This is a genomic window from Providencia sp. PROV200, assembly GCF_049901995.1.
GTDB lineage: Bacteria > Pseudomonadota > Gammaproteobacteria > Enterobacterales > Enterobacteriaceae > Providencia > Providencia rettgeri_E.
This window is the reverse complement of sequence record NZ_CP096307.1, coordinates 1,046,044-1,059,246: the sequence shown is the minus strand read 5'-3', so window position 1 is coordinate 1,059,246 and position 13,203 is coordinate 1,046,044. Positions and strand designations below refer to the sequence as shown.

At 41.6% G+C, this 13,203-nt stretch carries 10 protein-coding genes; all 10 read right to left on the bottom strand.

The features are described 5' to 3' along the window. Positions 1–210: 210 nt before the first annotated feature. The 10 genes from alaS to frsA all read right to left on the bottom strand — a co-directional run bounded on the left by alaS (position 211) and on the right by frsA (position 13,171). Complete coding sequence (gene alaS / locus M1E86_RS04625) at positions 211–2,838, bottom strand: alanine--tRNA ligase (RefSeq protein WP_213912856.1); 2,628 nt, start codon at positions 2,836–2,838, stop codon at positions 211–213. Between the two features lie 326 nt (positions 2,839–3,164). Further along, complete coding sequence (recA, locus tag M1E86_RS04620; protein WP_125893621.1) at positions 3,165–4,232, bottom strand: recombinase RecA; 1,068 nt, start codon at positions 4,230–4,232, stop codon at positions 3,165–3,167. A 104-nt stretch (positions 4,233–4,336) separates the two neighbouring features. Further along, positions 4,337–4,840 carry a nicotinamide-nucleotide amidase gene (gene pncC, locus M1E86_RS04615; RefSeq protein WP_213912857.1) on the bottom strand — a complete coding sequence of 168 codons (504 nt, stop codon included), beginning with the start codon at positions 4,838–4,840 and terminating at the stop codon, positions 4,337–4,339. 14 nt (positions 4,841–4,854) lie between these two features. Continuing rightward, positions 4,855–6,057 carry a lysophospholipid transporter LplT gene (gene lplT / locus M1E86_RS04610; RefSeq protein WP_125893625.1) on the bottom strand — a complete coding sequence of 401 codons (1,203 nt, stop codon included), beginning with the start codon at positions 6,055–6,057 and terminating at the stop codon, positions 4,855–4,857. Position 6,058: 1 nt separating this feature from the next. Beyond that, entirely contained in the window at positions 6,059–8,206 is a 2,148-nt protein-coding gene (gene aas / locus M1E86_RS04605; RefSeq protein ID WP_213912858.1) for a bifunctional acyl-ACP--phospholipid O-acyltransferase/long-chain-fatty-acid--ACP ligase, read from the bottom strand. A 140-nt stretch (positions 8,207–8,346) separates the two neighbouring features. Continuing rightward, complete coding sequence (gene aroL, locus M1E86_RS04600) at positions 8,347–8,844, bottom strand: shikimate kinase AroL (protein ID WP_125893629.1); 498 nt, start codon at positions 8,842–8,844, stop codon at positions 8,347–8,349. A gap of 127 nt (positions 8,845–8,971) precedes the next feature. Next, positions 8,972–10,225 carry a glutamate-5-semialdehyde dehydrogenase gene (gene proA, locus M1E86_RS04595; protein ID WP_213912859.1) on the bottom strand — a complete coding sequence of 418 codons (1,254 nt, stop codon included), beginning with the start codon at positions 10,223–10,225 and terminating at the stop codon, positions 8,972–8,974. A gap of 2 nt (positions 10,226–10,227) precedes the next feature. Beyond that, a complete protein-coding gene (gene proB / locus M1E86_RS04590; RefSeq protein WP_102139782.1) occupies positions 10,228–11,331 on the bottom strand; it encodes a glutamate 5-kinase in 1,104 nt (367 codons plus the stop codon). A 116-nt stretch (positions 11,332–11,447) separates the two neighbouring features. Further along, a complete protein-coding gene (crl, locus tag M1E86_RS04585; protein ID WP_213912860.1) occupies positions 11,448–11,849 on the bottom strand; it encodes a sigma factor-binding protein Crl in 402 nt (133 codons plus the stop codon). A 71-nt stretch (positions 11,850–11,920) separates the two neighbouring features. Then, positions 11,921–13,171, bottom strand: coding sequence for an esterase FrsA (frsA, locus tag M1E86_RS04580; RefSeq protein WP_213912861.1), 1,251 nt, complete (start codon positions 13,169–13,171; stop codon positions 11,921–11,923). Positions 13,172–13,203 lie beyond the last annotated feature (32 nt).

Below are 13,203 nucleotides of genomic sequence, written 5' to 3'. Positions count from 1 at the left end.
ATTAAAAGAGTCGGGTCTCTAGGTATCCCCGCTATTGTCCATCACACACCGTGAAAACGCAAAGCAATGACATTCACCTAAAGCATTGATGCCATCAATACAAGCATTCTAATTATTTACAAACAAAATATAGCACTACAAACGATACATTAACAATGCCGCAACAGATTAAAGTTGCCTCATTTTTCAATGAGGCAACGTTGTAAGTGCTTACAGGCGTGCTTCAACCCACTCTTCGACACTCGCCATAGCAGCAGGTAATGCGCTAACGTCAGTACCTCCTGCTTGAGCCATGTCTGGGCGACCGCCACCTTTACCACCTACCTGGCTTGCGATGTGGGAAATCAAATCCCCTGCTTTAACTTTAGCCGTCAAATCATTAGTTACCCCAACGATCATACTGACTTTATCACCACTTGTTGTTGAAAGCACGATAATCGCTGATTTCAACTGATTTTTAAGGTCATCAACCATAGTTCTCAATAACTTAGGATCAGTATCTCCTAATTGAGTGACTAACAATTTGATGCCTTTCACCTCTTTCGCTTTACTACTTAGTGAAGCACTTTCTTGAGATGCTTGTTGATCTTTTAGTTGCACAATTTCTTTTTCGAGCTGGCGAGATTTATCTAATGCCGCTTTTACTTTCTCGACAAGGCTATTAATATCACCTTTTACTAGGTGTGCAATTGCCGAAAGTTGCTCTGATTGATTATGTATGCTTTCAATCGCCATTGAGCCTGTCGTCGCTTCAATACGGCGAACACCTGCAGCCGTACCTGATTCGCTCAAAATACGGAATAAACCAATATCACCAGTGCGACGCGCATGTGTGCCACCACATAACTCGATAGAGAAATCCCCCATACTCAGAACGCGCACACGCTCTTCATATTTTTCACCGAACAATGCCATAGCACCTTTTGCTTTAGCACCTTCTAAATCCATTAGTTCAGTTTCAATTTCTGAATTTTTACGAATTTGCGCATTCACAATATCTTCTACTTCACGTAGTTGTTCTTGTGTCATCGCCTCAAAATGAGAGAAGTCAAAACGCAAGTATTTATCATTAACCAATGAACCCTTTTGAGAAACATGGTCGCCTAATACTTGACGTAATGCCGCATGCAGTAAATGTGTTGCTGAGTGGTTTAAGCGGATCGCATCACGTCTAGCGCTATCCACAAAAGCTGTAATTCTATGGTTAACAACCAGTGACCCCACCTCTACCTTACCAATATGCCCAATTGCTTGACCATATTTTTGTGTGTCAGTGACTTTAAAGCTTGCATTGTCATTGTTTAAGTAACCCGTATCGCCGACTTGCCCACCAGATTCGGCATAAAATGCCGTTTTATCGAGTATAACTAAGCCTTCTTCACCAGCATTCAAGCTGTCTACAGGGTGGCCATCTTTATAGAGTGCAGTAATAGTAGCTTGTTGCTCATCATATTGATAACCGGAGAATTCACTACGCTTATCGACTTTAATTAAAGAATTATAATCCGCACCAAAACCACTGGATTCACGCGCACGACGGCGCTGGTCTTCCATCGCTCGCTCAAAACCGTCTTCGTCGACTTTAATATTGCGTTCGCGACAAACATCTGCCGTTAAATCAATTGGGAAACCATAAGTGTCATATAAGCGGAATGCCGCTTCACCATCTAGGGTATCCCCTTTCAGTGATGCAAGTTCTTCATCTAATAATTGAAGACCGCGCTCTAAAGTACGCGCAAATTGCTCTTCTTCAGTCTTGAGAACTTTTTCAACTATCGCTTGCTGTCGTCCAAGTTCTTCTGCCGCAGGCCCCATGACTTTAATCAGTGGCGCAACTAATTTGTAGAAAAAAGTGTCTTTTGCACCAAGCATATAACCGTGACGAACAGCACGACGGATAATGCGACGCAAAACATAACCACGGCCTTCATTCGATGGAATAACACCATCACTAACAAGGAATGCGCAAGAGCGAATATGGTCAGCAATAACACGTAATGATTTATTTTCTAAATCTGTTGCGCCAGTTGCTTTAGCTGCCGCAGCGATAAGGTCACGGAAGATATCAATTTCATAGTTTGAATTAACGTGCTGCAGTACCGCAGAAATACGCTCTAAGCCCATTCCTGTATCAACTGAAGGTTTTGGTAGAGGCTCCATTGTCCCGTCAGACTGACGGTTAAATTGCATGAAGACTAAGTTCCAAATTTCAATATAGCGGTCACCGTCTTCTTCAGGGCTTCCCGGAGGCCCTCCCCATATATGATCACCGTGATCATAGAAAATCTCGGTACATGGGCCACAAGGACCAGTATCACCCATTTGCCAGAAGTTATCTGACGCATATGGTGCGCCCTTGTTATCACCAATACGAATAATACGCTCAACTGGAATACCTATTTCTTTATTCCAGATATCATAAGCTTCGTCATCAGTTGCGTAAACGGTCACCCACAACCTTTCTTTTGGTAAGTTAAACCATTCATCGCTAGTCAATAACTCCCAAGCAAAACGGATAGCGTCATGCTTAAAGTAATCGCCAAAGCTAAAATTGCCTAACATTTCAAAAAATGTATGGTGGCGGGCGGTATAGCCCACATTTTCTAAGTCGTTATGTTTACCACCTGCACGCACACAGCGTTGCGCGGTTGTCGCTCGGGAATATGCTCTTTTATCCAGGCCAAGAAATACATCTTTGAACTGGTTCATCCCTGCGTTTGTGAACAATAGTGTAGGGTCATTATTTGGCACTAGTGAACTACTAGAGACCACTTGATGACCTTTTGTATGGAAAAAGTCGAGAAACGCTTGACGGATCTCAGCGGTGCTTTTACTCATATTTATCCCGATATCAAGCTGGAAACAGAATTACGAATTGTTGAGATGGAATGTAACATCACCTCTAATCAACTCTCCGATTAAAAAGTGACTGATAAGATAAAGTCTCTTTGTGCAGAAGTAAAATATAGATACATCCATTCGCAGCTTTCATTGTAAAGCGTATAGATATTTTCTGAAAGTATGTTTATACCTTGCACTGATGTATTTTTCCACAGAAAAACTGTTCAATAAACTATTAATGCGATAGGTCTAAAACAAAACAGGCGCCACCACTTGAGCGGGACGCCTACAAATAACATATAAATCAAATAATTATGTTGATATTAAAATTCTTCTGGTGCTTCTTCTTCATCAGCATCATTGATAAAGTCTGTTGCCGCACTACTAAATTCACCCGTGTGGTTCAATAACATTTCACGCAGTTTAGTATCAATTTCTTGAGCGACGTCTGGATGCTCTTTTAAATAATTTGTTGAATTAGCTTTACCTTGGCCAATCTTGTCGCCGTTATAGCTATACCAGGCCCCAGCTTTTTCAATTAACTTATGTTTTACACCCAGGTCAATTAACTCGCCAAAGGTATTAATACCTTCACCATACAAAATTTGGAATTCAGCTTGTTTAAATGGTGCTGCAACTTTGTTTTTTACTACTTTAACGCGAGTTTCACTACCAACGATCTCTTCGCCATTTTTCACTGCGCCAATACGACGGATATCTAAGCGAACAGATGCGTAGAATTTTAATGCATTACCACCCGTTGTTGTTTCTGGGTTACCAAACATAACACCTATCTTCATACGAATTTGGTTAATGAAGATCAATAGAGTGTTAGATGTTTTTAAGTTACCCGCTAACTTACGCATTGCTTGGCTCATCATACGAGCTGCTAAGCCCATATGTGAATCACCAATTTCACCTTCAATTTCAGCTTTCGGTGTTAACGCGGCAACGGAGTCAACGATGATCACATCAACTGCGCCTGAACGAGTTAATGCATCACAAATTTCTAGGGCTTGCTCGCCGGTATCGGGTTGAGAACACAGTAAGTTATCGATATCTACACCTAGCTTTTTAGCATAGATGGGATCTAAAGCATGTTCAGCATCGATGAAAGCACACGTTTTACCACTACGCTGTGCGGCAGCAATAACTTGCAGAGTTAGTGTTGTTTTACCTGAAGCTTCAGGGCCGTAGATTTCAACAATACGGCCTAGTGGCAAGCCACCAGCACCCAATGCAACATCAAGGGATAAGGAGCCTGTTGAGATAGTTTCAACATCCATAGAGCGGTCTTCACCAAGACGCATAATGGAACCTTTACCAAATTGTTTTTCAATTTGGCCTAATGCTGCTGCAAGTGCTTTTTGTTTGTTTTCATCAATAGCCATGTTTACTCCCTAAGTGCAATGATTTGACCACTGCAGATAAAACGATTGAATTCGGTTTGTTGAAACTAATTATACTGTATAATCATACAGTATCAAGAAAATTTTTAATTTAACTGCTCTAAAAGTGTTTCGAGTATATAAACTGTTGATTGAAAACGAACTTCGTTTCTGTTTCCTTGAAACACTCTATGCTGTGTAGTGACAAATACTGTCTGGTCTGCCTGTTTTTGTGCAAAACCAAACCATACCGTACCAACAGGTTTTTCTACACTACCGCCCCCCGGGCCTGCAATCCCACTGACTGAAATAGCAAAATCTGTACAAGCTGCTTGTAAAGCGCCCTCCGCCATTTCAGAAACAACCTGTTGGCTGACCGCGCCATACCGCTGTAAAGATTCACTTTTAACACCGATCATTTGGTGCTTTGCCTCATTGCTGTAAGTCACAAAACCGCGCTGAAAGTAGTCGGAACTACCCGATATATCAGTCAAAACCTTAGCAACCCAGCCTCCAGTACAAGACTCCGCGGTTGTGACTGTTTTACCCTGTTCTTTCAGTTTCAGCCCAACCTGAATACTCAATGTTTCAAGCCGCTTCTCATCTATCATGATGTTATCTACCTTTATGCCATTTTTTTACGAGCGCGATCCCAAACCCATAAACCCGCTATCGCAATTGCGAAGACAGCACCAAAACCAATACCTGCATTCACAACTGACAAACCTGCTTTAATTGCTAATGAGTACAAGCCTAACATAATCAGCATTGCACTATTTTCACCTAAATTTTGTACCGCGATCGCATTCCCTGCCCCAACGGTTTCTTTCCCTTTTTCTTGCAATAATGCATTCAATGGAACAACAAATAAACCACCAAAAACACCGAGAATGATTAAAATGAAATAGGATGGAATGATATTTGTTTGCAAGGAAAGTAACACCACCATCACCCCGATAATAACCCCTGCAGGAATGCAGCGATAAACTGTTTTTAGGGTAATAAATTTGGCAGCAAGCCCAGCACCTGCGACTATTCCCACGGCAACCATCGCATTTAGAATAGTCGGCGTTGTGTTGTCTTGTAACCCCAATGCCACAGGTACCCATGCAACAAGCAGAAAACGCAGTGTTACCCCGGCCCCCCAGAACAAACTGGTTCCGACTAGTGAAAAACGACTTTCTTGGTTTGCCCATAGCACGCGGCACGCACTGAAAAAAGACGTCATCAGCAATTTAAGATCCCAACCTTTTCCCGGCCTCGCAGCGTCTAAATGTGGGATGAAAAAATTCGCAATAACGGCTAGTGCGTAGAGTACAGCACATGTTCCCAGCGCTAAGATTAAGTTAATATCGGAAAGCATTCCGCCAACAACTGAGCCCACTAAAATGGCTGCGATTGTTGAAGCTTCCATGACACCATTGGCCTTAACAAGGTTATCTCCCCCGGTCAGTTCACCCAAAATACCGTATTTAGCTGGCGAATATGAAGCGGCTCCGATCCCCACTAACCCATAACAAAGGAATGGGTTTAGGCCAAAACAAATTCCTAATGCGCCAATAAATTTGAAGATGTTAGAAAACAACATCACTCGGCCCTTTGAGAACCTATCTGCAATTTGCCCAACAAACGGCGCTAAAACGATGTACGTGAAAACAAACACCATTTGCAGGATAGGATGGCTCCATTCAGGATAGAACTCGGCTTTAAGCTGGGCTAATATGGCGAACAATAGTGCATTATCTGCAAATGCAGAGAGAAACTGTGAAGCAAGTACGGCTTTCATTCCTCTGCTCATTAACGGCGAATTGGAAGTACTTTCTTGCATCTTATTCATCCTTTAATGCCATTTGTTTTAATGTAACAAAGTCCGTTTTACCACTACCAAGTACTGGCAACTCTTTAACAAAACGAATATCGCGGGGAACCGCTAACTCGGTTAACCCTTTGCTTTTGGCTGCGCTAGACAATGCACTACGGTCTAATTCTTTATCTGTTGTGAACAAAACAAGCGCTTCACCCTTACTGCTATCTGGCTTTGTCACCACACCGTGATTTGCATTAGGAGAAAGAGAGGCCACCATTTGCTCAATACTTTCGAGGGAAACCATTTCGCCTGCAAGTTTAGCAAAACGCTTAACACGGCCTTTTATCGTACAGAAATTTTTATGATCTAATTCAACGATATCACCGGTGTCGTACCAACCTTCCTCTATTTCACCTTGTGCATTTTCAGCTTGCGGTGTTTCAAGTACGCCTGGCGCTTCAACACGCAAATACCCTTTCATGATATTTGGGCCTTTAAGCTGTAATTTTCCGCCTTGCTCAATACCAGAAATCGGGATAATTCGCGCTTCCATTTCAGGTAGAATTTGCCCTACAGAACCTTCTTTCGCGGCCATAGGGACATTGATTGATACAATTGGTGCACACTCAGTTACCCCATAGCCCTCAAGAATTCGGATACCAAATTTATCAAACCAGATCTTTTTCGTTTTATCTGATAATTTTTCTGCGCCGGCAACCACATAACGCAAACGTGCAAAATCATACTGATGAGCAAACCGTGCATAGTTACCTAAAAAGGTTGATGTCCCAAATAAGACGGTACAGTTTTTGTCATAGACTAATTCAGGAATGATCCGGTAATGCAATGGACTTGGGTAAAGGAAAACTCGGCTCCCTGAAAATAGCGGGATAAATAGCCCAACCGTCAAACCAAATGCATGAAACAGCGGCAGTGACGACATAAAGCGGTCACGTGGTGTGAAATCAGCGATTGTTTTAATTTGTTCTACGTTTGCCATTAAACTGGCATGGCTATGGACAACACCTTTTGGTGTACCTTCTGAGCCGGATGTAAATAAAACAATCGCTTCATCGGACGGTTTACGGGGAACAATAGCTTTTTTAGGGTTAAATAAGTGCTTAATAATCCATAATTTATCTTGCCATGTTACTGTGTCTTTTAAATCTTCAAGGTAAATCCAACTAGCTTCTGGCACTTGCTCTGGAATATGCGTTAAGTTGCCTTTTTCCAAAAACTGGCGGGAAGTAAAGACCACTTTTGCAGCAGAAGCTTTTAACGCGTTGCTAATACCATGACTGCCCGCAGTGTAATTAAGCATAGCAGGTACTCGGCCTCTCATTAAAGCACCGAAAATTGCAGCCGCGGTGACTGTCGCATTTGGCAGTAATAAGCCAACCCTTTCATTTTCATGAGTATAACGTTCAATAATACGACCAACCCCTAAGGTTTTTTTCAATAGAGATTGATATGAATCTTCTTTAAATGCGATGTCTTCAATACAAGGCGTGCGGCGCCCAAAAAACTGGACACTTTGAATAAATTCTTCAACTAATGTGACTTGTGGTAAACAAGACATACGTGCGGATTTCATGATTTGGTACAGATGTTCACCCGCCAGAGCACGACGTTCTACCGCTCTAGGAGCTTCTGGCATAGGAATTTCTTGTGCCGGCAAGATATGCAATGTGATCTTCGGGAACCATTTTAATGGAAAAATCCCTTTCAGACGCCCAAAATGGCTATATTGTGCACCTTCTATACGAATAGGAACAATTTTTGCTCCTGACTTAGCTGCCACAAACGCTGCACCTTCGTATATTTTCATTAAAGAACCATGAACTGAAATTCGACCTTCGGGAAAAATAACTATCGGACGACCTTTTTCTACCTCTTTAACAAGGTGACGAATACCTAGTGGGTTGGCGGGATCAAGAGGAACAATATCTGCATAAGGCTTAAGGCGCTTCACCATTTTTGGTGTGGCAAATGTCGAATAAACAGCAAATACAGGCTTAACAGGCAAGAAAAGTGCAATCAATACACCATCAAGAAAAGAAACATGATTAGGTGTAATTAAGCATTTATCTTGATTAAATTCTTTCGCATCGCCAATAACTTGTACACGAAATAAAAATTTAAGTACTGTTTTGACTACCTTTGCCAACATAATGAATCCCTATACTATGATTATATTTTGATATATTAGAGTGATACGTTTCTACCCTTAGCTGCGTCTATCTTACTGAGCCGCTCCATTTACTCTAATTGGTATATTCCTAAAATACCGATGACTTACCATAAATACGTTTAAGTTAAATCATTAAGTTGTGTGATGATATCGTCGACTGGCTGCGCAGCATCAATAATATGGTGTGCTGTCGCGCGATATATAGGCTCCCTTTGCTGCATCACTTCTTCAATTTCTTCAACTAAAGATTTCCCCGTCAAGCTTGGCCGCTGATCGGCTTGTGGTTCCGCAGCAAGGCGTTTTGCTAAAACTTCAGGATTGGTATTTAAATAAATAACGGTGCCGTTATTACGCATAATTTGCTGATTTTCTTCTGCAAGAACAAGGCCTCCACCAGTAGATACAATCATGTTATTTTGCTTAATCGACTTAAGAACGTCAGTCTCTAATTGACGAAAGTAATCCCAGCCGTGCTGTTCAACAATTTCAGCAATACTTTTTCCAGCTTTTTCTAAAATCAATTTATCTGTATCAACAAATTGATAACCTTTAGATTCTGCAAGTTTTTTACCTATTGTGGTTTTCCCCGAACCTCTTGGACCGATAATGTAAAACATTAAATTTCATCCCATCATCATAAATACTAAGCAATACTAACTACAAATTTGCTTATGATAAATTGCCTTATTTGGCAAATAAAAAAAGAAAGCCACACAAGTGTGGCTATCTCATCATGTTGACTCTTTATGGGCGACTTAAAAAGTCGCCATATCCGATCCATTTATACGTTGTCAGAGCATCTAACCCCATAGGGCCACGTGAATGCAGTTTTTGCGTACTCACGGCAACTTCTGCACCTAAACCGAACTGCCCACCATCGGTAAAACGCGTACTTGCATTAACATATACCGCTGCTGAATCTACACACTGAACAAAATAGTCAGCTTGATGAATGGATTCTGTCAAGATAGCATCAGAATGTGCGGTGCCATAATGGCGAATATGGTCGATAGCCGCGTCAATATCATCAACAATTTCGACGTTAAGATCCAGTGATAGCCATTCATCAACAAGGTTTTCAGGTTTTACATCAACAACGTTTGCTGGGCCTTCTTTTAGCAAGGGAAGCGCTTTCTCACTCGCATGCAATGTCACTTGTTGCTGCGCCATTTTTTCACTTAAAAACGGTAAAAACTCATTCGCAATCTCTTTATGAACTAATAATGTTTCAAGTGAATTACAGGCACTTGGGCGCTGAACTTTTGCATTAATAATCACGTTAATCGCTTTATTAAAATCTACGGATTTATCAACAAATGTGTGGCAAACGCCAATTCCCCCCGTAATGACTGGGATCGTTGATTGCTCACGGCATAATTTATGTAAACCTGCACCACCCCGAGGAATTAGCATATCAACGTAGCGATCTAATTTGAGTAATTGTGCGACTAACTCACGGTCAGGGTTATTAATAGCTTGTACTGCATCCGCTGGTAACCCGCTATTCTCTAATGCTTTTTGAATAACACTCACTACTGCAAGGTTAGTATGATGCGTCTCTTTCCCGCCACGCAAAATGACCGCATTACCTGTTTTTAAACATAACGAAGCCACATCAACAGTGACATTAGGGCGAGCTTCATAAATGACACCGACAACCCCCAATGGGACACGACGGCGCTGTAAATTTAAGCCGCTATCCAATTGGCTTCCATCAATGATTTGCCCAACAGGATCCGCTAATTGGCATACTTTTCTGACATCATCAGCAATACTTTTTAAACGCTCTGGCGTCAATAATAAGCGGTCTTGCAACGCTTCGGTCATACCGCTTGCTTTTGCCTGCGCCATGTCTTTTTGATTCGCTGCGAGTATAACGGCATTGTCTTGTTCTAATAGATCAGCAATTTGTAATAATGCTGCATTTTTTTGTTTGGTGCTTAACTGAGCTAATTGCCATGAAGCAACCCTTGCTGCCTTACCCATTGTCTCTAACATAATTAACTCACTATCATATCATCACGATGAACAGCCACAGAACCGTGTTCATAGCCAAGTATTTTGCTGATTTCTTGTGAATGGTGCCCCGCAATCATTCTCAGTGCATCACTATTATAGTGGCTGACCCCATGAGCAAGGTCTTTTCCTGCCATATTACGAATACGGATCACTGCACCTCGAGAGAAATCGCCTTCAATTTTCTGAATACCTTTTGGCAATAACGAGCTGCCTTTTTCCATGATCGCCAATTGTGCACCATCATCAATATACACATCCCCAGCGGCTGGAGCTCCGAAAATCCAACGTTTACGATTTTCCATTGGATTTTTTTGCCCATAAAAACGGGTGCCAACCGGAAGGTTTTCAATAACCGCATTAATCACATCCGGTTTATTTCCAGCTGCAATGATAACATCAATCCCTGCGCGGCCCGCGACATCTGCCGCTTGCAGTTTAGTTGCCATTCCACCGGTTCCTAACCCGCTGACACTTCCCCCCGCCATTTCACGAAGCTCATCATTAATACCATACACTTCCGGGATCAATTTTGCATTTGGATTGCTGCGTGGGTCTGCATCATATAAGCCTTCGATATCAGTCAGTAATAACAGTTTGTCAGCATCTCCGAGGATCGCAGCCAAAGCAGAGAGATTGTCATTATCACCGACTTTGATTTCCGCAGTAGCAACGGCATCGTTTTCATTGATAACAGGAATGATTCCGTTATCTAGCAGTGCTTGTAAGGTATCTCGTGCATTTAAAAAACGTTCTCTGTCTTCTAAATCGGCTCGTGTCAGTAACATTTGCCCGATATGAATACCATAAATGGAGAATAACCGTTCCCATAACTGAATTAAACGACTTTGGCCGACCGCCGCAAGCAACTGTTTAGATGCTATGGTAGCCGGCAGTTCGGGGTAATTTAAGTGTTCACGACCTGCGGCAATTGCCCCAGAAGTCACAATAATAATACGATGCCCTTTTTCATATTGCTGCGCACATTGCCTAACCAGCTCAACAATATGAGCTTGATTTAAACGGCGCGAGCCCCCTGTTAATACACTGGTCCCTAATTTAACTACCAGCGTCTGGCTATTTTTCATCATTTTTCTGCCATTAGGATTAATAAACCAAAAAGTAGGTATCATTTTTATCAGGAGAAGCGCGTTATGCCAACAGGCATAACGCAAAATTCAACAAAAGTTGGTTTAAAACAAATTTATGCGCTTAATTCCAGTTTTAATTCTGCCATTAGCGGGGAGGGAAAGAGGCTTAACTCAAGTTCAGATAATTGTTTAGCAAGGGCTTGATGAAAAGACACTAAATTTTGCTCAATTGCCTCAATAGTTGCTGCATCTTTCAGTGTTTTAACTTGCCAACTACCATGGCTATTGTATAGGCCAAAATGATAAGTAAACTCAAAGCCTTTATCAGTTGCAACCAATTTTAGCCACCACCCCCAAAATTCACGTTTTTCTGGCGCAATATTTGCGTTTACACAAACAACAAGGCTATCAAATATATAACAACCATTTACACATTGTTTTTCACGTAAATAAGGTCCTATCGTAGCAAACTTCTTTAAATACTTTCCATTTGAGTAATCAGTCGGTAAAGCCATGTTAAGGATCTCCTTCTTGGGAAGACCCCTTTTTAACAAATGGGAAAAAATAAGCAAGTTATTAAATAAAATTAAAGTATTTTTGCTTTCAACCAGCTGGTAGTTTCACTTAATGCCTTTTCGAAATTAGCAAAAACAGGCTTGCTTGGTAGCATTATCGTGTCAGCATCCATCGATGAACGTCGAATTAAATCAGATTCCGCTTTAGGACTATAAATATCATCCTTAAGGCTAATTGATAACATTGGGACTTGACTACGTTTCCCTAAAAGCCCCTGATTTTTAAGTGAATAACAGCTTAATTCATGCCGTAAAGCAGAACCATCAACTTGATAAATACCCAAACGACTGGCGAACACATCCAAAACCATCCGAGGAATATCTTGCTGATACTTCTCTTCATGCAATAAGCTGTGCACAATTGGCCCTATGACAGCGACTGCTTTAATTTTATCCGGGCACATATAAGCTAATCTTAATGCTATATTTGCGCCAAAACGCATGCCCACAATACCAAAACGCGTATGGTCAATCCAAGCAATATCCCCTAGTTGACGAACGATTTGCTCATGTAAAGTGCTTGTTTCCTGCGTCAACTTTTGCTTAACCGAATAACCAATGGATGGCATATCCAGTGTTAGCATCGCAATGCCAAGAGGTTCGAGGTAATCACGAAAATAGCGGCAAAAATCAATCTGTAAGCTATCTAACATACCGCAGATCATCACAGTCGGGTAAGGCCCTTGCCCCTGTGAAGGGATATGTAGAAAACCGCAGACTTCTTTTCCACCATCAACTTTAAATGGAATTTTCTTTAAGCGGTATTGAGAAAATTTCGCTGCACTATCATAAGCTTTGCATGCCAGCAAAATAGCTTGGTCAGCAAGCTCATCGCCCTTAATAAATGGGTAAGCAGCGATACTGTACAAGTTAGCTGAACGCAACCAAGCGTCCCCTGCCTCTGCACCTTTTTCAAACTCTAACGCTTTTTGTTGCCAATGCATGGCTTGCTGGGACCATTCGAAACACCAGTTTCCGCGACGATTGCCAATGACGGTATCCAATAAGTTATCATTACTGCGCTGTGCATCAGAGATAGCAATACGGCTCAGTACATCTTCAATTTCTAAGGCGTCTATCCCCCGCCAAATCCACATTAAGCGGTTGATCATACGATACCACCCCGCATGATGGGCCCCATTTAACACGCTATGTTCTTTGATTTGAGAAATGGTTTGAGATGAATAAGAGACTAATGTTGACGTTTCAACTTGCCTGACTTTAGGTTTGAAAAGTTTTTCTGAAAGGTTTTGCTGAGTCATCCCTATTTCCTTGTCTATCGGAGTTGAATTTG